The following is a 21,515-nucleotide window of genomic DNA, read 5'->3' on the forward strand; positions in this document are numbered from 1 at the left end:
ACCTTTGGTGTCGTTGGAGCGGGAAACGAGGCTCGAACTCGCGACCTCAACCTTGGCAAGGTTGCGCTCTACCAACTGAGCTATTCCCGCAATGTCCATTCTTTGGAGGCGCGATCCGGAGTCGAACCGGACTGACCGGATTTGCAATCCGGGGCATAACCGCTTTGCTATCGCGCCCCAGAACCCTGGACGGGATTCTGTAGAAGCCGGATGTGGTTGTCCGACCTCGATAAAAAATGGAAGCCTGGGCTTCCATTTTTTTAAACCTGGAGCGGGAAACGAGGCTCGAACTCGCGACCTCAACCTTGGCAAGGTTGCGCTCTACCAACTGAGCTATTCCCGCAGGTCTTCAACACACTGCCTGCCTCAACTGCCGTGCAATCCTTGCGAATTGCTTTGTTGCTGCTGCACCGTTTGCGCTGAAGCCGAGAGTATAGAACGGTTTTTGACGCTCTCGCAAGAGTTCGGCGACTTCTTTATGAAGATCGCCCAAACACTTTGCTTCACCCGCGATCGATCATCACCCTGCAATGAACAACGGCGCCCGAAGGCGCCGTTGTCATGGGGTTCGCGATGAATCGCGATCAGTGCTTCAGCGAATCACCGGCATCCGGCTTCGGATCCGCCACCTTATCGGCCGGCGTCGTCGTCGCAGCAACGACCTCTTCCTCAGGCAGCGCCTGCGGGTAGGTCTCCAGGGCCACTTCCAGCACGCGATCGATCCAGCGGACCGGCACGATCTCGAGCTGGTTCTTCACATTCTCCGGAATGTCCTGCAGGTCCTTGACGTTCTCTTCCGGAATCATGACCGTCTTGATGCCGCCACGATGCGCTGCCAGGAGCTTTTCCTTCAGGCCGCCGATCGCCGTGACCTCGCCGCGCAGCGTGATCTCGCCGGTCATCGCCACGTCCGCGCGCACCGGGATTCCGGTCAGCGCCGACACGAAGGCCGTCGTCATCGCGGCACCCGCGCTCGGGCCATCCTTGGGCGTCGCGCCGTCCGGCACGTGGATGTGCACGTCGCGCTTCTCGAAGAGCTCATCCTTGATGCCCAGGCGCCGAGCCCGCGAACGCACCACCGTGCGCGCCGCCTCGACCGATTCCTTCATCACGTCGCCCAGCGAGCCGGTGCGGATGATGTTGCCCTTGCCCGGCATCGCGGTGGCCTCAATGGTCAGCAGATCGCCGCCCACTTCCGTCCACGCCAGACCGACCACCTGGCCGACCTGGTTCTTCTTCTCCGCACGGCCGAAGTCGTACTTGCGAACGCCCAGGAACTCGTTGAGGTTGTCCTCGTTGACCACCACCTTGCCGTCGTAGGCCTTGAGCTGCAGACCCTTGACGACCTTGCGGCAGATCTTGGAGATCTCGCGCTCCAGCGACCGCACGCCGGCTTCCCGGGTGTAGTAGCGGATCACGCCGCGGATCGCGTCTTCGGTGACCTCGAGTTCCTCGTCCTTCACGCCGTTGTTGCCGCGTTGCTTCGGCAGCAGATAGCGCTGGGCGATGTTGACCTTCTCGTCCTCGGTATACCCCGACAGACGGATGACCTCCATCCGGTCCAGCAGCGCCGGCGGAATGTTCAGCGAGTTCGACGTCGCCACGAACATCACGTCGCTCAGGTCGTAGTCGACCTCGATGTAATGGTCGGCGAAGGTGTGGTTCTGCTCGGGGTCCAGCACCTCCAGCAGCGCCGACGACGGGTCGCCGCGGAAGTCCATGCCCAGCTTGTCGATCTCGTCGAGCAGGAACAGCGGATTGCGCGTGCCGACCTTGCTCAGGCTCTGGATCACCTTGCCCGGCATGGAGCCGATGTAGGTGCGGCGGTGGCCGCGGATCTCGGCCTCGTCCCGCACGCCGCCCAGCGCCATGCGGACGAACTTGCGGCCCGTGGCGCGCGCCACCGACTGCCCCAGCGAGGTCTTGCCCACGCCCGGAGGTCCCACCAGGCACAGGATGGGCGCCTTGACCTTGTCGACGCGCTGTTGCACCGCGAGGTACTCGAGGATGCGTTCCTTGACCTTGTCGAGGCCGTAGTGGTCCTCGTTGAGCACCGCCTCGGCGTTCGCCAGGTCGTGCTTGATCTTGGTCTTCTTCGCCCACGGCAGGTTGACCAGCGTGTCGATGTAGTTGCGCACGACGGTCGCTTCCGCGGACATCGGCGACATCAGCTTGAGCTTCTTGAGTTCGGACTCGGCCTTCTTGCGCGCTTCCTTCGGCATGCGAGCAGCCTGGATCTTCTTCTCCAGCTCCTCCATGTCGGCGCCTTCCTCGCCGTCGCCCAGTTCCTTCTGGATGGCCTTGACCTGCTCGTTCAGGTAGTACTCGCGCTGGGACTTCTCCATCTGGCGCTTGACGCGGCCACGGATGCGCTTTTCCACCTGCAGGATGTCGACCTCGTGCTCGAGCAGGTCCAGCAGCTTCTCCAGCCGCTTGCCCACTTCGGACAGGTCCAGCACCGACTGCTTCGCGTCGAGCTTGAGCGGCAGGTGCGCGGCGATCGTGTCGGCCAGGCGGCCGGCGTCGTCGATGCCGGCGATGGACGTCAGGATCTCCGGCGGGATCTTCTTGTTCAGCTTGACGTACTGGTCGAACTGCTGCGTCACGGCGCGGCGCAGCGCTTCGACCTCGGGCTGATCGTCGGCTTCCGGCGGAATGGGCACGACCTCGGCGGTGAAGTGCTCTTCACCGTCCTCGATCTTGCTCGTCGTCGCGCGTTGCAGGCCTTCGACCAGCACCTTCACCGTGCCGTCGGGCAGCTTCAGCATCTGCAGGATGCTGGAGACGCAACCCATCTCGAACATGTCGTCGGGTTTGGGTTCGTCCTTGCCGGCCGCCTTCTGTGCGACCAGCATGATCTGGCGCCCTGCTTCCATCGCCGCTTCCAAGGCCTTGATGGACTTGGGACGACCCACGAAGAGCGGGATCACCATGTGCGGGAACACGACCACGTCGCGCAGCGGGAGCAGCGGCAGCGTGATGGGTTCCGCGGGGAGGATCGGATGACCGGACATGAAAACCTCTCTTTCTCAAGCCCATCTAGGGCCCGAGCTACCAATTACAAGGTGCCGTTCAATAGCCTTTGAGCGATTGCTTTCCACGCGAAGTGATGGCAAGCGAATCGCCCGGGATGTCCTCGCGAGCTCAGGCGCTGGCCTTGGTTTCGCGATAGACCAGCAACGGCTTGGTGTCCTCGTCGATGTTGTGTTCGTCCAGCACGACCTTGGCGACGCTCTCCAGCGACGGCAGCTCGAACATGGTGTCGATCAGCGCGTGCTCGACGATCGAGCGCAGGCCGCGGGCCCCGGTCTTGCGGGCCAGCGCCTTGCGCGCGACGGCGCTCAGCGCCGACGGACGCACTTCCAGTTCGACGCCGTCCATCGAGAACAGCTGCTGGTACTGCTTGACCAGCGCGTTGCGCGGCTCGGTCAGGATCTGCACCAGCGCGTCCTCGGTCAGCTCGCCGAGCGTGGCGATCACCGGCAGACGGCCGACCAGTTCCGGGATCAGGCCGAACTTGATCAGGTCGCCCGGTTCGACTTCGCGGAACAGCTCGCCGACCTTCTTGTCGCTCTTGCTCTTGACGTCGGCGCTGAAGCCGATGCCCGAGCGCTCGGAGCGGTTCTGGATGAGCTTCTCCAGGCCGTCGAAGGCGCCGCCGCAGATGAACAGGATGTTGGTCGTGTCGATCTGCAGGAAGTCCTGGTTCGGATGCTTGCGGCCGCCCTGCGGAGGGACCGACGCCATCGTGCCTTCGACCAGCTTCAGCAGCGCCTGCTGGACGCCTTCGCCCGACACGTCGCGCGTGATCGAGGGGTTGTCCGCCTTGCGGCTGATCTTGTCGATCTCGTCGATGTAGACGATGCCGCGCTGCGCGCGTTCGACGTCGTAATTGCAGTTCTGGAGCAGCTTCTGGATGATGTTCTCGACGTCCTCGCCGACATAGCCGGCTTCGGTCAGCGTCGTCGCATCGGCGATCACGAACGGGACGTTCAGCACACGCGCCAGCGTCTGCGCCAGCAGCGTCTTGCCCGAACCGGTCGGTCCGATCAGCAGGATGTTGCTCTTGGACAGCTCGACGCCATCCTTGGTGTCGGCCGCATGGCGCAGCCGCTTGTAATGGTTGTAGACCGCGACGGACAGGGTGCGCTTGGCCACGTCCTGACCGATGACGTACTGGTCGAGCGTCGTCTTGATCTCGCTGGGAACGGGCAGGTCCGACTTGCTGGCACGTCCGCCGGTCGCCGCCTCTGCGGGGACCTCGTCGCGGATGATGTCGTTGCAGAGTTCGATGCACTCGTCGCAGATGAACACCGACGGACCCGCGATCAGCTTCTTGACCTCATGCTGGCTCTTGCCGCAGAAGGAGCAATACAAGACTTTTTCGCTGGAGTTGCCTTTTTTCTCGGCCATGGGAGTGCTGCTGGGGCTGCTGAAGGGCTGCGGGGAATACAGGCAAGTGCCTGCATTGATGATAGTTCAATTGCCGGCACCACCCTTGGGGGGATAAAAGCCCCTAAGAGTGGTCAGTTGGTGCGGTCAACGGGCGGTCAGTTGCCACACGGCGCCAGTGGTTCGATCTGGCCCGGCGAGAAGACGCTGAATCCTGAAGAATCTTCTGCCCGGACATGGCGGTGGAATCAGGGAGAAGGCAAACGGCGCCCCCGGAGGGACGCCGCTGCAAGCCCGAAGGGGGCCTCGGACCTCGGACCTTGATCCGCGATCAGCGCTTCTCGATGACCTTGTCGATCAGGCCGTAGGTCGCGGACTCGGCGGCCGACATGAAGTAGTCGCGCTCGGTGTCGGCCTGGATCTTCTCCAGGCTCTGCCCGGTGCGTTCAGCCAGGATGCGGTTGAGCTGCTCGCGGGTCTTGAGGATCTCGCGGGCGTGGATCTCGATGTCCGTGGCCTGACCCTGGGCGCCGCCCAGCGGCTGGTGGATCATGATCTTGGAGTTCGGCAGCGCGAAACGCTTGCCCTTCTCGCCCGCGGCGAGCAGGAACGCGCCCATCGATGCGGCCATGCCCATGCACAGCGTCGAGACCGACGGCTTGATGAACTGCATCGTGTCGTAGATCGACATGCCCGCCGACACGCTGCCGCCCGGCGAGTTGATGTACAGCGAGATCTCCTTCTCGGGGTTCTCGCTCTCCAGGAACAGCAGCTGCGCGACCACCAGGTTGGCGACGGCATCGTTCACCGGGCCGACCAGGAAGACGATGCGCTCGCGCAGCAGGCGGCTGTAGATGTCGTAGGCGCGCTCGCCGCGGCCCGACTGTTCGATGACGATGGGCACCATGCCCAGGTTGCTGGTTTCAAGCGCGCTCATGAAATCCTCTGATGTGGTTCGAGATCACGACAAACCATTATGTCGTGCGCTCCATCCCCTGACCGTCCGAGGGTGGCCCCTTTCAGGGCGCCCCCATGACGGTAGCGCCGGGGAAAGAAAAAGGCGCCGGCCTCGCGGCCTAGCGCCTTACTTGGCGGTGAGTTTGCGGCGAATCAAGAGCAACGCCGAAAAAGCCCGCGCCAAAATCGCGTGATCGCCGATCAGGCCGTGGCCATCAGTTCGTCGAACGGCAGTTGCTTGTCGGTGATCTTGGCCTTGCCCAGGATGAAGTCGGTGACGTTGTTTTCGATCACGACGGCTTCGACCTCGGCCATGCGCTCACGGTCCGACAGATACCAGCGCACGACTTCCGCCGGCTTCTCGTAGCTCTGCGAGATCTCTTCGATGTGGGCCTGCAGCTGCTCGGGCTTGGCCTGCAGGTTCTGCGAACGGACCAGCTCGGCCACGACCAGACCCAGGCGCACGCGCTTTTCGGCTTGGTCGTTGAACAGCTCGGCGGGGATCGGGGCCTTGTCGGCGTCCTTGATGCCGCGCTTCTTCAGGTCTTCGCGGGCGTTGGCGACCATGCGCTCGGCTTCACCGGCGACCAGCGACTTGGGCACGTCCAGTTCGGCCTTGCCGACCAGCGCGTCCATCGCGGCGCCCTTGTTCTTGGCCAGCACGCGGAACTTGACTTCGCGCTCGAGGTTCTTCTTGATGTCGGCGCGCAGGGCCTCGACCGTGCCTTCCTTGATGCCCAGGGCCTTGGCGAACGATTCGTTCACTTCAGGCAGGTGCTGGGCTTCGATCTTCTTGACTGTGACCAGGAAGTCGGCTTCCTTGCCGGCGACGTCCTTGCCGTGATAGTCCTCGGGGAAGGCCAGCGGGAAGGTCTTCGATTCGCCGGCCTTCATGCCGCGCACGGCCTTCTCGAAGGCTTCGAGCATCTGGCCTTCGCCCAGCAGGAACTGGAAGCCGTCGGCCTTGCCGCCGGCGAAGGGTTCGCCGTCGATCTTGCCTTCGAAGTCGATGCTGACGCGGTCGCCGTCGGCGGCCACATCCGCCGCGCCGCGCTGGGCGAACGAACGGCGCTGCTTGCGCAGGATCTCGACGGTCTTGTCGATGGCTTCGTCGGTCACGTCGGAGGAGACGCGCTCGATCTCGGCTTCGGCCAGATCGGCGATCTTCACTTCCGGATAGATCTCGAAGGTCGCGTCGAAGGCCAGTTCGCCTTCGGCGGCTTCGTCCTTCTGGGCGATGCTGGGCATGCCGGCGACGCGCAGCTTGGCTTCGTTGGCGGCGACGCTGAAGGCCTCACCCAGCTTGTCGTTGACGACTTCGTACTGGACCTGCGCGCCGTAGCGCTGCGCCACGAAGGACATCGGCACCTTGCCGGGACGGAAGCCGTCGGCCTTGACCGTGCGGGCCAGCTTCTTCAGGCGGGACTCGACTTCGGAGTTGATGACAGTGGCCGCCAGCGTGAGCGTGATGCGGCGTTCGAGCTTTTCGAGAGTTTCGACGGTGACAGCCATAGTGGACTCGGAATCAGTTGAGAGGGTGGTGCGCGGGGCCGGACTCGAACCGGCACGCCCGTGAAGGCGTCAGGACCTAAACCTGGTGCGTCTACCAATTTCGCCACCCGCGCCGGGTGAACTGAGGTCGTCGCGTTCGCTGCGCGCTGTCTGCGCGCAGCGTGGCGCGACGGCCCCCTGGTAATTCATGACGCGAAGGGAGAGCCCAGGCCCCTGCCCTCCGCGATCCGGAAAACCGGCGATTGTAATCAAGGAATCGATGCTTTCCGACGCACCCCCGCCCGTCCCGGGCGGGGGAAACCCCTGCGGGGCCATGACGCCGTCGGCACGCGCTCTGCGCGCGCTCAGTGCGCGGTCAATCAATGCGTGGTGGGCGCGATGCCGGCATCCTTGTCCCGCTCGACACGGAACCAGGCCGCGTACATCGCCGGCAGCGCCAGCAGCGTCAGCACGGTGGCGACGATCAGGCCGCCCATGATGGCCACTGCCATCGGGCCCCAGAACACGCTGCGCGACAGCGGCACCATCGCCAGCACCGCCGCCGCCGCGGTCAGCGCGATCGGGCGCAGACGACGCACGGCGGACTCGACGATCGCCTGCGCCGGCGGCACGCCGCGGCTGCGGTCCTGCTCGATCTGGTCGATCAGGATCACGGAGTTCCGCTGGATCATGCCCATCAGCGCGATCACCCCCAGCAGCGCGACGAAACCGAACGGCCGGTTCAGCAGCAGCAGCGCCGCCGACACGCCCGCGATGCCGAGGAAACCGGTCAGGAAGGCCAGCATGGCGCGCGAGAAGCTGTGCAGCTGCAGCATCAGCAGCGTGAAGGTGATGAACAGCATGATGGGCACGCCCGCCGCGATCGAGCCGGTGCCCTTGCTGCTCTCCTCCACCGCGCCGGCGATCGAGATCGAGTAGCCGGGCGGCATCTCCTTCTGCATCGCGTCGAGCGCGGGCCACAGCTGCGTGGTCACGGTCGCGCCCTGCAGACCTTCGATGACGTCGCCCTGGACGGTGATCGCGAACTGGCGGCTCTCGCGGTGCATCACGCCGGGCTCCCAGGTGAACTGGGGCTTGGCGATCTGCGTCAGCGGCACCGAGCGGCCCGAAGCCGTCGGCACGTAGGCGTTGGCCAGTTCGGACAGCGTGTCGCGCTCCTGCACCGGCTGGCGCAGGACGATGTCGATCAGCCGGTCGGCCTCGCGATACTGCGCCACCGTCGTGCCGGTCACGAGGATGCGCGCCGCCTGCGCGATGCTCTGGCTGGTGACGCCCAGCGCGCGCGCCTTGTCCTGGTCGACCTGCAGGCGCAGGACCTTGATGGCCTCGTTCCAGTTGTCGTTGACGCCGACCATGTTGGGATTGGCGCGCATCTGTTCCTTGGCACGGTCGGCATAGATCCGCAGCTGCGCGGGATCGTCGCCGGCGATGCGGAACTGCACCGGGTACGGCACCGGCGGTCCGTTGGGCAGCAGCTTCACGCGGCCGCGCACCTCGGAGAACTCCTGCGCCAGGATCTGCGGCAGCTTGTGGCGCAAGGTCTCGCGGTCGGCCAGCGACTTCGGCAGGATGATGGCCTGGCTGACGTTGGTGTTGGGCAGGATCTGGTCCAGCGGCAGGTAGAAGCGCGGCACGCCCGAACCCACCCAGGTCGCAATGCTGCCGACCAGCGGCTCCTTGGCCATGCGGGCCTCGAAGCGCTTGGCGATGACGTTGCTCTCCTCGATCGTGGCGCCCTCGGGCAGCCACAGGTCGACCAGGATCTCCGGCCGGCTCGAATCAGGGAAGAACTGCTGCTGCACCTTGCCCATGCCGGCCAGGCCGAGCACGAACACCAGGATCGTCAGGCCGATCGTCTTCCAGCGGTTGAACACGCACCACGCGACCCAGCGGCGGAAGCGGTTGTAGAACGGCGTGTCGAAGACCTCGTGGGCCTCGCCCTCGTGGCCGGCGCGCGTCTTCAGCAGCAGCGCGCCGAGGTAAGGCACGAAGTACACCGACACGAGCCACGAGATCACCAGCGCCGCCGCGGTCACCGCGAAGATGGCATAGGTGTACTCGCCGACGGTGGACTTCGCCAGACCGATCGGCAGGAAGCCGACCGCGGTGATCAGCGTGCCGGTGAGCATCGGCTTGGCGGTGGCGTCGTAGGCGTACGTCGCCGCATGCATCTTGTCGTAGCCCTCTTCGAGCTTGCGCACCATCATCTCCACCGCAATGATGGCGTCGTCGACGAGCAGGCCCAGCGCGATGATCAGCGAGCCCAGCGAGATCTTGTGCAGGCCCACGCCGGCATAGAGCATCACGACGAAGGTGATCGCCAGCACCAGCGGGATCGTGATGCCCACGACCAGGCCCGGCCACACGTCGATGCGCAGCGGCTTGGTGTGCAGGCCCAGCGCGATGAAGCTCACGCCCAGCACGACGACGACGGCCTCGATCAGCACGTGCACGAACTCGCCCACCGAGCTCTTCACGGCGCTCGGCTGGTCCTGGATCTGCTGCAGCGAGATGCCGGCCGGCAGTTGCTGCTGCAGTCGCTTGACGCTGGCCTGCAGCGCCTTGCCCAGCGCGATGATGTCGCCGCCCTTGCCCATGGACACGCCCAGCGCGACGACCTGCTTGCCGTTGTAGCGGACCATCGTGGTGGCCGGATCGACATAGCCGCGGCGGACCTTGGCGATGTCGCCCAGGCGGATGCTGCTGGCCGCGCCGGTCTGCGTGTTGGTGCCGCGGATCGGGAATTCGCTCAGCGCCTGGACGGAGTTGAGCTGTCCCTCGATGCGGATCTGCACGTTGGCGCTGCCGGCGTTCATCGTGCCGGCGCTCTCGACCGCGTTCTGCGCGTTGAGCTGCGACACCACCTGGTTGAAGTCCAGGCCCAGTTCGGCGAGCCGCTTCTGCGAGATCTCGATGAAGAGCTTCTCGGCCTGGACGCCGAACAGGTCGACCTTGGCCACGTCCTGCACGCGCAGCAGTTCGGAGCGGACAGCTTCGGCCTGCTGGCGCAGCTCCTCGATCGAGAAGCCGCCGTCGGACGACAGCGCGAAGATCGAGCCGTAGACGTCGCCGAACTCATCGTTGAAGAACGGCCCCAGTACGCCCTGCGGCAGCGTGGCCCGCAGGTCGCCGATCTTCTTGCGGACCGTGTACCAGAGCTGCGGCACCTCGGTCGGCGAGGTGTTGTCCTTCACCTGGAAGATGGTGAGGGACTCGCCCGGCTTGGTGTAGCTGCGGATCTTGTCGGCGTGCGGCACCTCCTGCAGGGTGCGCTCGATCTTGTCGGTGACCTGTTCGGCCATCTGCTGCGGCGTCGCGCCAGGCCAATAGGCCTGCACGACCATCGCGCGGAACGTGAACGGCGGGTCCTCGTCCTGGCCCAGCTGGAAGTAGGCGGCGAAGCCCAGCACCATCAACACCACCATCAGGTAGCGCGTCAGGGGGGCATGCTCCAGCGCCCAGCGCGAGAGGTTGAAACCGGCGCGGCTCGGGTTGCTCATTCAGGGCTCCCGAGGATCAGCGCGAAGCCGTCGGGGCCGGCGCGGGGGCAGCGCCCTCGGTCGGCGTGCCCGGTGGGACGAAGCGCTTGACCTTCTGCCCCGGCGTCAGCACGTGCCCGCCGGCGGTCACGACCTCCATGCCGGGCGACAGGCCTTGCACGACCAGTTCATTGCCCTCGGCGCCGGCGACGGTCACCGCCTTCGGGCTCACCGCCATCGTCTTGGGGTCCAGCAGCAGCACGGAACTCTTGCCCTGCACTTCCATCACCGCGCTCAGCGGCAGCTTGATCGCGTTGTCCGACGGCGCGCCGGTCAGCACGACCGTCGCGGTCTGACCCAGGTGCACGTTCTGGCTGTTGAGCTCGGCCTTCACCAGGAAGGTCCGCGTCACCGGATCGGCGGCAGCGGCCAGCTCGCGCAGCTTGATCGGTTGCGCGTCGGCCTTGGCATCGGTCCAGAGCCGGACCTTCAGGCCGTCCGGACGCGCCGCGGCGGCGCGCACCAGCGCGATCTGGTCCTCGGAAACCGAGAACACGATGTCCCGCGGCCCGTCGTTGGCCACGCGCACCACCGGCGTGCCGGCGGCCACGACCATGCCGGGCTCCGCATCAATGCCGGTCACGACGCCGGCCGCGTCGGCGATCAGGCTCGAGTACTGCGCCTGGTTGCGCTGCACGTCGGATTGCGCGCGCGCCGATTCGAACTGCGCCTGCGCGGCCTTGAAGGCGGCGTCGCGGCGGTCGAGTTCCGCCGCGCTGATGAAACCCTGGCGGTGCAGATCGATATAGCGCCTGTAATCGGCGCCAAGCTGGTCGCGATTGACCCGAGCCGCCAGCACGGTGGACTTGGCGGCCTCCTGGGCGAGCACCAGATCCGAACTGTCGATCCGCGCCAGGACCTGCCCCGGCTTGACCACCGATCCGAGGTCCACCTTGCGTTCCAGGATCTTCCCCGCGACGCGGAAGGACAGCCGCGACTCGAGGCGGGCTCGCACTTCAGCAGCGAATTCACGTTGCAAGCCGGCCGATTGCGGCGTCAGCACCAGGGTGCGCACATAGCGCTCCGGTTCAGGCGGCGGCGCCTGCTTGCCGCAGGCGGCCAACACGGCCACGGCAGCCATGGCGGCAGCCGCCGCCAGCCACTTCGACACGCGCCCCCAGGAACCGGCGGAGGCAGGTTCGGACACGACGCCGGATACACCGGCGGACAGGGACACAAGAGACCGTTGGGGCATGAACACCTCGACAAAGCCACGACGCCCGACCTCGGGCATCGGAGTAACTGACTGACCGGTCAGTAATGTATTCAGCGTGTCCGAACGTGTCAAACCGACGGCGTACGGTTCACCTGGGTACTGCTCGTGGTCTGCGGAGATTGACGCCCGCAGCGAAACAGCGCGCGGTTCGGGACGTCAGGTTGACGCAAACGGCATCGCTCACTCAGCGGAGAATGCCGGCCGTGAGCATAGAGCACTACGAAAACTTTCCTGTCGCATCCTGGCTGAGCCCGCCGGCGTTGCGTCCCGCGATCATGGCGATCTACAGATTCGCGCGGACCGCCGACGATCTGGCCGACGAAGGCGACGCCGCGACCGCGCAGCGGCTGCGCGATCTGGCGGACTATCGCGCCGACCTGCGGGCCGTCGCGGCCGGAGGTGCCCCCTCGCCGCGCTGGGCGGCGCGCGTGTTCGAACCGTTGGGACGAATCCTTGTCGAGCACGGGCTGCCGGTCCCGTTGCTGGAGGATCTCCTCGATGCCTTCGAACAGGACCTCGTGAAAACCGATTACGCCACCCGCGCCGAGCTGCTCGACTACTGCCGCCGCTCGGCCAATCCGGTCGGGCGCCTGCTGCTGCACTTGTACGGCATCGCAGACGCGGCGTCGTTGCGGCGTTCGGACGCGATCTGCTCCGCGCTGCAACTGATCAACTTCTGGCAGGACTTCACCGTCGACGGCCCACGCGGCCGGATCTACGCGCCGCTGGAGGATCGCCAGCGTCACGGCGTCCAGGGACAGGACCTGCTGTCGCTGCGCGACAGTCCCTCCGCTCGCGCGCTGATCGCAGAACTCTGTGGCTGGGCCCGGGAATTGATGGCCGAGGGCGCGCCGCTGGCACACCGGATTCCGGGCCGGGCCGGTTGGGAGCTGCGCTTGGTGGTACAAGGCGGCCTCCGCATCCTCGACAAGCTGGCGTCGAATCGTTTCAACGCGCTGCTGCGACGACCGACGATCGGTGCGACCGACGCACCGCTCCTGCTGTGGCGCGCAATGACGATGCCGGCAGACCGTACGAACCCACGCCGCGAAGGGACGGCGCGATGAGCACCAAGACCGACAAGACTCCAGACACGACGACCGCCGCAGGCGCCTCCACGCCCGAGCAGTACGTCCAGCAGAAAGCCGCCGCGAGCGGCTCGAGCTTCTATTACGCGTTCCTCTTCCTGCCGCCACCGCGCCGCGCGGCGATCACCGCCTTCTACGCGTTCTGCCGCGAGGTCGACGACGTGGTCGACGAGGTGTCCGATCCGGGCGTCGCGGCGACCAAGCTGGCCTGGTGGCGCAAGGAGGCGATGACTGCCTTCAACGGCCAGCCGTCCCATCCCGCGATGAAGGCGCTGATGCCGCACGTCAAGGATTACGACATCCGCGTCGAGCACCTGCTCGCCGTCATCGACGGCTGCCAGATGGACCTGGAGCAGACACGCTACCTCGACTACCCTGGGCTGCAACGCTATTGCCACCTGGTGGCAGGCGTGGTCGGCGAAGTGGCGTCGGGCATCTTCGGACGCACGGATCCGGGCACCATCGCCTACGCCCACAAGCTGGGCCAGGCCATGCAGCTCACCAACATCATCCGCGACGTCGGCGACGACGCGCGACGCGGACGCATCTACCTGCCCGTCAGCGAGCTGCAGCAGTTCGACGTGAAGGCGCACGAGATCCTCAAACGCGATGCCCCTTGGGGTTACAGCGACCGCTTCACCGCGCTGATGAAGTTCCAGGCGGACCGCGCGCACGCGCTGTACGACGAAGCCGTCGCCCTGTTGTCCGATACCGACCGCAAGGCGCAGAAACCGGGGCTCATGATGGCCAACATCTATCGCACGCTGCTGCGGGAGATCGAGGCGGAGAATTTCCAGGTCCTGCACCAGCGCATCGCACTGACGCCACTGCGCAAGCTGTGGATCGCGATGAAGACGAACTGGCGCGGGCGCTGAGGTGACTCGATTGGCCGTCATCGGCGGCGGCTGGGCGGGGCTCGCCGCGGCTGTCGAGGCGGTGTCACTGGGCGCCGCCGTCACGCTGTTCGAGATGGCGCCGACGCTCGGCGGGCGCGCACGCACCCTCGAAGGCGTCGCGCCCGTGCTCGACAACGGCCAACACATCCTGATCGGCGCGTACACGGAGACGCTGGCGTTGATGCGGCGCGTGGGCGTCGACCCCGATGTCGGTCTGCTCCGCATGCCGCTGCGGCTGCGTTATCCCGATCGCGAGACGCTGCGCTTGCCGCCGGGGCCGCCCACCCTCGCCTTCCTGCGCGGGGTGCTGGGCTGCGCGGCATGGTCGTGGTCAGATCGGCTGCGCTTCCTGATGACCAGCAGCCTGTGGACGATGCGCGGCTTCCGTTGCGATCCGGCGCTGACCGTTGCCGAGCTCTGCGCCACGCTCCCGCGTCCGGTGCGCGATGACCTGATCGATCCGCTGTGCGTCGCCGCGCTGAACACGCCGGCCGGGCAGGCCAGCGCGCAGGTGTTTCTGCGGGTCCTCAAGGACGCGCTGTTCAGCGGCCCGGGGAGTGCCGATCTGCTGCTCCCCCGGCTCGGGCTGAGCGAATTGCTGCCCACCCCGGCCCGCGTCTGGCTGCAATCACATGGCACGGACATCCGCACGCGACGCGTTCAGCGACTCGACGCAGCGGGCCCGGGCTGGTCCATCGATGGCGACGCTTTCGACGCCGTCATCGTCGCCTGCAGTTCGGTCGAAGCCTCGCGACTCACGCGCGAACTCGCGCCGGGCTGGAGCGCCGCCGCCGGCGCGTTCGAGTTCCAGCCGATCGTCACCATCTATCTGGAAAGCGCAGGTTCCGCGCTGCCAGCTCCGATGGTGGCGCTGCGCGAATCGGCAACGGAGCCCGCGCAGTTCGCCTTCGACCTGGGACAACTTGGCCAGCATCCCGGACTGTTCAGCCTCGTCGTCAGCGGCGCAGCCCCGTGGATCACGCGGGGGCTGGACGTCACCGGCGCCTCGGCGCTGGCGCAGGCCGAGCGTCATTTCCAGTGGGCCACGCCTCCGCGGATCGTCCGCGTACTCAGCGAGAAGCGCGCGACCTTTGCCTGCACGCCTGGGCTACTCCGCCCCGGAGCGTCGATCGCGCCAGGGATCTGGGCTGCGGGCGACTATCTGGCGGGCCCCTACCCCGCGACGCTCGAAGGTGCGGTTCGCAGCGGCTTGGCTTCGGCCCGTTCCGCAATGCGGCAATCCGTGGGCTAAATGTCCTTCCAATGCCCAGCCTCGCCCGGCTGGCGCACCGCTGATGGGCAAAAGCGACGGAACGCGCCTGCGGGCCGCCTCTCTAGGTTTCGCCATGCAAAACCTGGAAGAAATCCTTCACAATCGTCCGCATGAAGTCCAAGGAGCTCCAGACCCCCGCCATCCAGGTCCTCGAGCGCACGTTTGCGCTGCTGGACGTCCTGGCCCAGCACCAGGATCCCGTGTCCCTGAAGCTCATCAGCGAGACCACGGGTCTGCATCCCTCAACGGCGCACCGCATCCTGAACGACCTGACATTGGGACGTTTCGTGGACCGGCCGGAGGCTGGGAGCTACCGGCTGGGCATGCGGCTGCTGGAGTTGGGCAATCTGGTCAAGGCGCGTCTGGACGTTCGCGAGGCGGCGATCGGCCCGATGCGGGAATTGCACAAGCTGACCCACCAGCCCGTCAACCTGTCCGTGCGACAGGGTGATGAGATCGTCTACATCGAACGCACCTATTCCGAACGCAGCGGCATGCAGGTCGTGCGCGCGGTCGGCGGCCGCGCGCCGCTGCATCTGACGTCGGTCGGCAAGCTCTTCCTCGCCAGCGACGATCCCCAGCGCGTGCGGGCGTATGCGACTCGCACCGGTCTTTCCGGGCACACGCGCAACAGCCTCACCGAGATCAACCTGCTCGAACGCGAGATGGCGCTGGTGCGTCAGCGCGGCGTCGCGCGGGACGATGAAGAGCTCGAACTCGGCGTGCGCTGCATGGCCGCCGGCATCTACGACGACCAGGGCAAGCTGGTCGCGGGATTGTCGATCTCGGCACCCGCGGATCGACTGGAAGAAGGCTGGTTGCCTCGACTCAAAGAAACGGCGACGCGGATCTCGGCGTCGCTCGGGTTCCGAGGCTGAATCGCCGGAGGTCCGGACCGGGAGGCGGGACCAGCAATGACAGACCAGAAATGACGAAGCGGGCGCAAGGCCCGCTTCTTTCATTCAGGGAGTACCCACCGAGGGAGTACCCACCGCTTACTTGGCCGACATCACCGGCGTCAAGGCCGTCGCGCTGACCGTCGTCGGAGTGGCGACAGCCGCCAAGGGCGATGCGGCACCGGTCAGCCACTTGCGCACGCGCTCGGCATCGCCGATGCGCGAGTACTTCCCGGCGGAATCCAGGAACACCATGATCAGCTTGCGACCGGCGAGCTGCGCCTGCATCACCAGGCACTGACCGGCCTCGTTGATGAAACCGGTCTTCTGCAGGCCGATGTCCCAGTCGCCCTTGCGGACGAGCCCGTTGGTCGTGCCGAAGCGGACCTGCTTGCGGCCCAGCGCGACGGTGTACTCGGACGACGTCGACAGCTCGCGCATCAGCGGGAAGGAGTGGGCGACCTTGACCAGCTTGGCCAGGTCGGCCGCGCTCGACTGATTGCGGCTGGACAGGCCGGTCGGCTCGACGTAATGCGTGTCCATCATGCCCAGCATCTGGGCCTTGGCGTTCATCGCCGCGACAAAGGTTTCCAGGCCGCCCGGGTAGTTGCGACCGAGCGCATGCGCCGCGCGGTTCTCCGACGACATCAGCGCCAGGTGCAGAAGTTCGCCACGCGTCAGCGTCGTCCCCACGGCCAGACGGGACCCGGTGAACTTCTCGGTGTCCTTGTCCTCGTCGGTGATCTCGATCTTGTCCTCGAGCGACTGGTTCGCCTCGACGACCAGCAGCGCGGTCATCAGCTTGGTGATGGACGCGATCGGCAGCACCGCCGACGGGTTCTTCGAGAACAGGACCTCGTTGGTGTCCTGGTCGACGACGTAGGCGACGCTGGACTTCAGGTCGAGGGGATCTTCGGTGTCGTGCAGACCGTACATCGTGCCGAAGGACGGTTTGGACGGGACGACCTCCCGGATCGGGGCTGCCGCACGGGCAGCCACCTTGCGTGGAGAGCGCGGGGCCGGCTTGGCCTGCCGCACGCTCTTCACTTTGGCTTTGGAGGACGACGAGGTGGCCGCCTGCGCCGATTGGATCGGCGCGAGACTGGCGGTCAAGCCCGTCAGCAACATGACGCCGCTGAGCGCGGCACCAGACAGCAATGTCGCAATGGTCTTCAATCCAGTCCCCAGGTCAGTGGGCGCGAGTTTAGGGGATCGCTGAAAGACCGGCAAGATCAATGACTTAACGCAGGCTCTTAAAGTACCTGAATCCGTGCCATCCGACGCGGCCAGGGGCTCCGCGTTCGCTGTCCTGTCAACCTTGGGCGGCGACCCGCTCCGTCTTGCTCTGCAACTTGTTGAGAGCGCTCAAATATGCTTTGGCCGAGGCGACCACGATATCGGGATCTGCCCCCACGCCGTTCACCACGCGCCCCGCATGTTGCAGGCGCACCGTGACTTCGCCTTGCGATTCTGTGCTGCCGCTGGTGATCGCACTGACCGAATACAGCAGCATTTCCGCCCCACTTTGGACCTTGCTCTCGATCGCCTTGAGCACGGCGTCCACTGGACCGTTGCCGTCGCTCTCCGTGCGGTGCTCGGTCTCGCCCTCGGCGAAGACCACCTGCGCCTGCGGCCGTTCACCGGTTTCGGAGCGCTGCGCCAGCGCCACCAGCCGGTAATGTTCCTGGAGGTGGGTGACCGACTCATCCATCACCAGCGCGATGATGTCCTCGTCGAAGATTTCGGACTTGCGGTCGGCCAGGTCCTTGAAACGGACGAAGGCGGCGTTGATCTCTGCCTCCGATTCCAGCACCACGCCCAATTCCTGCAGCCGCTGCTTGAACGCATTGCGGCCCGACAGTTTGCCCAGCACGATCTTGTTGGCGCTCCAGCCGACGTCCTCGGCGCGCATGATCTCGTAGGTATCGCGGGCCTTCAGCACGCCGTCCTGATGGATGCCCGACGCATGCGCGAAGGCATTGGCGCCGACCACGGCCTTGTTCGGCTGGATCACGAAACCGGTGGTCTGCGAGACCAGCTTGGACGCCGGCACGATCTGCGACGCATCGATCCGCACGTCCAGGCCGAAGTAGTCGCGGCGGGTCTTCACCGCCATCACGACCTCTTCCAGCGAGCAGTTGCCGGCACGCTCACCGAGGCCGTTGATGGTGCACTCGACCTGCCGCGCGCCGCCGATCTTCACGCCAGCGAGCGAGTTCGCCACCGCCATGCCCAGGTCGTTGTGGCAGTGGACGCTCCAGATCGCCTGATCGGCATTCGGAACGCGCTCGCGCAGCGTCTTGATGAACTGTCCGTAGAGTTCCGGGATCGCATAGCCGACCGTGTCGGGGATGTTGATGGTGCGCGCGCCCTCGCGGATCACCGCCTCGACGACACGGGCGAGGAACTCCGGATCGGATCGGTAGCCGTCCTCGGGTGAGAACTCGATGTCGTCGGTCAGGTTGCGGGCAAAGCGGACCGCCTGGGTCGCCTGCTCCAGCACCTGCTCGCGGGTCATGCGCAGCTTCTTCTCCATGTGGAGTTCGCTGGTCGCGATGAAGGTATGGATGCGCGCGCGGGCTGCGCCCTTGAGCGCCTCGGCGGCGCGGGCGATGTCGCGGTCGTTCGCACGGGCCAGCGAGCAGATCGTGCTCTCGCGGATCGCATCGGCGATCGCCTTCACCGCTTCGAAGTCGCCCTGGCTCGCCGCCGCGAAGCCGGCCTCGATCACATCCACCTTCAGACGTTCCAGTTGACGCGCGATGCGCAGCTTCTCGTCCTTGGTCATGGACGCGCCGGGCGATTGCTCGCCGTCGCGCAGCGTGGTGTCGAAGATGATCAGTTGGTCGGACATGTCGAGGCTTCCTTGCGGTGGCGGGCCGCGGGCCGTCTCGGCCCGGTCAGCGAGTTTAGGCGGCACAAGGGCGGCGCAGCGGCCGCCCTCGACCTCAGACAGCGACGCGGTCGGCGAGCTTCAGGACACCGCGCTGCGACGCGCGGCGCAGCCCGGAGACGATCGCCTTCAGCGAGGCCGAGGCGATGTTGCCGTCCATGCCGACGCCGAACAAGGTCGCCTCGCCCACGCGAAGCTCCAGGTAGGCCACCGCCTGCGCGTCGGCGCCGCTGCCCATCGCGTGCTCGTGATAGTCCAGCACCCTCACCTGCGTCTTCAGCAGCTTGTTCAGGCCCTCGACGAAGGCGTCGATCGGCCCCTTGCCCTGCCCGTCGATCTTGACCATGCGCACGCACAGGTCGGCCTGCGCCTGGACGCGGGTCTGGCCGTCCTCGGCGGTGTCGATCTGCGGGTGCAGCGACGGCGCCTGCTTCACACCGTATTCGCGGTCGAAGATCCGCCACAGGTCGGCCGCGCCGAGCTCCTTGCCGTTGGTGTCCATCACGCCCTGGACGATCTGGCTGAACTCGATCTGCAGGCGGCGCGGCAGTTCGATGCCGTATTCCGCCTCGAGCAGATACGAGATACCGCCCTTGCCCGACTGGCTGTTGACGCGGATCACGGCCTCATAACTGCGACCCAGGTCCTTCGGGTCGATCGGCAGGTACGGGATCTCCCAGACGTCGCCTTCCTTGCGGGCGGAGAAGGCCTTCTTGATCGCGTCCTGGTGCGAGCCCGAGAACGAGGTGTAGACCAGCTCGCCGACATACGGATGGCGCGGATGCACGGGCAACTGGTTGCAGTGCTCGACGCAGCGGCGGATCTCGTCGATGTCGGAGAAATCCAGCTCCGGATGGACACCCTGCGTGTACAGGTTGAGCGCGACATTCACCAGGTCCAGGTTGCCGGTGCGCTCGCCGTTGCCGAAGAGGCAGCCTTCGAGACGGTCGGCGCCGGCCATGATCGAGAGCTCGGCGGCGGCCGTGCCGGTGCCGCGGTCATTGTGCGGGTGCACCGACAGCACGATGCAGTCGCGGCGCGCGACGTTGCGCCCCATCCACTCGATCATGTCGGCGAACAGGTTCGGCGTGGAGTGCTCGACCGTCGACGGCAGATTGATGATGATCTTGCGCTCCGGCGTCGCGCCCCACGCTTCGGTCACCGCGTCGACGACACGCTTGGAGAAGCTCAGTTCGGCGCTGGAGAACATCTCCGGCGAGTACTCGAAACGGAAGTCCGTCTCCGGCTGCTTCGCAGCGAACTCGCGGATCATCCGCGTGTGGGTGACGGCCAGGTCGACGATCTCGTCCTCGCTCATGCCCAGCACGACGCGGCGCATCACCGGCGCCACGGCGTTGTACAGGTGGACGACCGCCCGCTTGGCGCCGACCAGCGATTCGAACGTGCGTTCGATCAGTGGCTGGCGCGCCTGCGTCAAGACCTGGATCGTCACGTCGTCAGGGATATGGCCCTGCTCGATCAGCAGCCGCACGAAGTCGAAATCGGTCTGCGACGCGGACGGGAAACCGACCTCGATCTCCTTGAAGCCGATCTTCACCAGCATCTGGAACATGTGCAGCTTGCGCTCGGGGTCCATCGGCTCGATCAGGGCCTGGTTGCCGTCACGCAGGTCGGTGCTCAGCCACAGCGGCGCCTTCGTGATCTGCACGTCGGGCCAGCGGCGGTCCGGGAGGGCGATGGGGGCGAAAGCGCGGTACTTGGTCTGCGGTTGCTTGAGCATGAGAGCGTTCCTGTGGGTTCAGGGGGCGCAACTCGCAGACTCTCCAGAAACAGGAACGGCCCGTTGCGAGTTGCATTCGGGCCGTTGATCTGGGATGAGCGTCTGGATGGACGGACGTGCGCGATCTAGCGAACCCGAAGGTCACCTAGTAGTAGCAGCGCAATTCGGGCCGGGGACGTCATAGCTGTTGAATATAGAGGCGCGGCGCGTGAAGCGTCAACGTCAGTGGACGAATCGCCGCGCCGTGAGCATTCGCTATCGGTGAAGGCCCGCTTCATCGGGCTCGTCGGTGGACATGGCGATCACGCTGGCCGGCTTGCCCTTGGCGCGCCGGACTGCGTAGACGACATAGCCCGAGATGCCATACGCGCAGAAGACGCCGAACAACACCCGTGGCGGGTCGATGTTGATCGCCGCAATGGCCAGCATGATCACCACCAGCACGATGAAGGGTACCGAGCGCTTGAAGGTAATGTCCTTGAAGCTGTAGAACGGCGCGTTGGTCACCATGGTCAGGCCCGCATAGAGCGTGAAGCCGAAGGCCAGCCACGCAAGCGTCGGATCGCGGTGGATGTCCTTGTAGCCCGAGCTGTCGAGCGCCCAGATCAGGCTCATCACCAGCGCTGCGGCGGCCGGGCTGGGCACGCCCTGGAAGAAACGGCGGTCCACCACCCCGATATTCGTGTTGAAGCGCGCCAGGCGCAGCGCGGCACCGGCGATATAGACGAAAGCCGCGAACCAACCCCACTTGCCCAGGCCCTGCAACGCCCACGAATACATGATCAGCGCTGGCGCCGCACCGAACGAGACCATGTCGGACAGCGAGTCCATCTGTTCGCCGAAGGTGCTCTGCGTGTTGGTCATGCGTGCGACACGGCCATCCAGGCTGTCGAGCACCATCGCCGCGAAGATGCCATAGACGGACTGCTCGAAGCGGCCGCCTATGCCCATCACGATCGCGTAGAAGCCGCTGAACAGCGCCGCCAGCGTGAAGAGGTTGGGCAGCAGGTAGATGCCCTTGTGGCGCGGGCGCTGCGGAGCATCGAGGCCGTCCGCCTCGTCCTCGTCGAGCAGGTCCACGCTCTTGTTTTCGGTCGAATTCATGGGGGCGG

Annotated in this window: 14 protein-coding genes and 4 tRNA genes; 4 read left to right on the forward strand and 14 right to left on the reverse strand. The window is 65.9% G+C overall.

The window, feature by feature from the left end:
• Positions 1–14 precede the first annotated feature (14 nt).
• The 10 genes from ABE85_RS14105 to ABE85_RS14150 form a co-directional block, all read right to left on the reverse strand.
• A tRNA-Gly gene (locus tag ABE85_RS14105) sits at positions 15–90 on the reverse strand.
• A 13-nt stretch (positions 91–103) separates the two neighbouring features.
• Positions 104–177 (reverse strand) — tRNA-Cys (locus ABE85_RS14110).
• 90 nt (positions 178–267) lie between these two features.
• Positions 268–343, reverse strand: a tRNA-Gly gene (locus ABE85_RS14115).
• Positions 344–584: 241 nt separating this feature from the next.
• Positions 585–3,014 carry an endopeptidase La gene (gene lon / locus ABE85_RS14120; protein ID WP_067275624.1) on the reverse strand — a complete coding sequence of 810 codons (2,430 nt, stop codon included), beginning with the start codon at positions 3,012–3,014 and terminating at the stop codon, positions 585–587.
• A gap of 130 nt (positions 3,015–3,144) precedes the next feature.
• Complete coding sequence (gene clpX, locus ABE85_RS14125; protein ID WP_067275628.1) at positions 3,145–4,413, reverse strand: ATP-dependent Clp protease ATP-binding subunit ClpX; 1,269 nt, start codon at positions 4,411–4,413, stop codon at positions 3,145–3,147.
• Between the two features lie 310 nt (positions 4,414–4,723).
• Positions 4,724–5,329 carry an ATP-dependent Clp endopeptidase proteolytic subunit ClpP gene (gene clpP, locus ABE85_RS14130; RefSeq protein WP_067275631.1) on the reverse strand — a complete coding sequence of 202 codons (606 nt, stop codon included), beginning with the start codon at positions 5,327–5,329 and terminating at the stop codon, positions 4,724–4,726.
• Positions 5,330–5,550: 221 nt separating this feature from the next.
• The gene (gene tig / locus ABE85_RS14135; RefSeq protein ID WP_067275634.1) at positions 5,551–6,861 is read right to left on the reverse strand and encodes a trigger factor; all 1,311 of its coding nucleotides are present in this window, start codon (positions 6,859–6,861) and stop codon (positions 5,551–5,553) included.
• A 26-nt stretch (positions 6,862–6,887) separates the two neighbouring features.
• Positions 6,888–6,974: transfer RNA gene (locus tag ABE85_RS14140), tRNA-Leu, on the reverse strand.
• A gap of 246 nt (positions 6,975–7,220) precedes the next feature.
• Complete coding sequence (locus tag ABE85_RS14145) at positions 7,221–10,361, reverse strand: efflux RND transporter permease subunit (RefSeq protein WP_067275637.1); 3,141 nt, start codon at positions 10,359–10,361, stop codon at positions 7,221–7,223.
• Between the two features lie 16 nt (positions 10,362–10,377).
• Positions 10,378–11,595, reverse strand: coding sequence for an efflux RND transporter periplasmic adaptor subunit (locus ABE85_RS14150; protein ID WP_231993092.1), 1,218 nt, complete (start codon positions 11,593–11,595; stop codon positions 10,378–10,380).
• Between the two features lie 215 nt (positions 11,596–11,810).
• On the opposite strand from ABE85_RS14150, the gene hpnC reads away from it, so the two are divergent.
• The 4 genes from hpnC (at position 11,811) to ABE85_RS14170 (ending at position 15,751) form a co-directional block, all read left to right on the forward strand.
• Positions 11,811–12,683, forward strand: a complete 873-nt coding sequence (gene hpnC, locus ABE85_RS14155; RefSeq protein WP_067275644.1) for a squalene synthase HpnC — start codon at positions 11,811–11,813, stop codon at positions 12,681–12,683.
• Entirely contained in the window at positions 12,680–13,579 is a 900-nt protein-coding gene (gene hpnD, locus ABE85_RS14160; protein ID WP_067275647.1) for a presqualene diphosphate synthase HpnD, read from the forward strand. The genes hpnC and hpnD overlap by 4 nt, the downstream gene beginning before the upstream one ends.
• A 1-nt stretch (position 13,580) precedes the next feature.
• A complete protein-coding gene (gene hpnE, locus ABE85_RS14165) occupies positions 13,581–14,852 on the forward strand; it encodes a hydroxysqualene dehydroxylase HpnE (RefSeq protein WP_067275650.1) in 1,272 nt (423 codons plus the stop codon).
• A gap of 131 nt (positions 14,853–14,983) precedes the next feature.
• Positions 14,984–15,751 carry an IclR family transcriptional regulator gene (locus tag ABE85_RS14170; RefSeq protein WP_067275654.1) on the forward strand — a complete coding sequence of 256 codons (768 nt, stop codon included), beginning with the start codon at positions 14,984–14,986 and terminating at the stop codon, positions 15,749–15,751.
• Positions 15,752–15,868: 117 nt separating this feature from the next.
• Here ABE85_RS14170 and pbpG read toward each other — a convergent pair whose 3' ends face one another.
• From pbpG to pssA, 4 genes are all read right to left on the reverse strand, one after another.
• The gene (gene pbpG / locus ABE85_RS14175) at positions 15,869–16,897 is read right to left on the reverse strand and encodes a D-alanyl-D-alanine endopeptidase (protein WP_082939038.1); all 1,029 of its coding nucleotides are present in this window, start codon (positions 16,895–16,897) and stop codon (positions 15,869–15,871) included.
• A gap of 184 nt (positions 16,898–17,081) precedes the next feature.
• The gene (locus tag ABE85_RS14180; RefSeq protein WP_067275658.1) at positions 17,082–18,623 is read right to left on the reverse strand and encodes a 2-isopropylmalate synthase; all 1,542 of its coding nucleotides are present in this window, start codon (positions 18,621–18,623) and stop codon (positions 17,082–17,084) included.
• 94 nt (positions 18,624–18,717) lie between these two features.
• Entirely contained in the window at positions 18,718–20,403 is a 1,686-nt protein-coding gene (leuA, locus tag ABE85_RS14185; RefSeq protein ID WP_067275661.1) for a 2-isopropylmalate synthase, read from the reverse strand.
• A gap of 255 nt (positions 20,404–20,658) precedes the next feature.
• The gene (gene pssA, locus ABE85_RS14190; RefSeq protein ID WP_082938608.1) at positions 20,659–21,507 is read right to left on the reverse strand and encodes a CDP-diacylglycerol--serine O-phosphatidyltransferase; all 849 of its coding nucleotides are present in this window, start codon (positions 21,505–21,507) and stop codon (positions 20,659–20,661) included.
• Positions 21,508–21,515: the final 8 nt, after the last annotated feature.

Source organism: Mitsuaria sp. 7, from assembly GCF_001653795.1.
Classification (GTDB): Bacteria; Pseudomonadota; Gammaproteobacteria; order Burkholderiales; family Burkholderiaceae_C; genus Roseateles.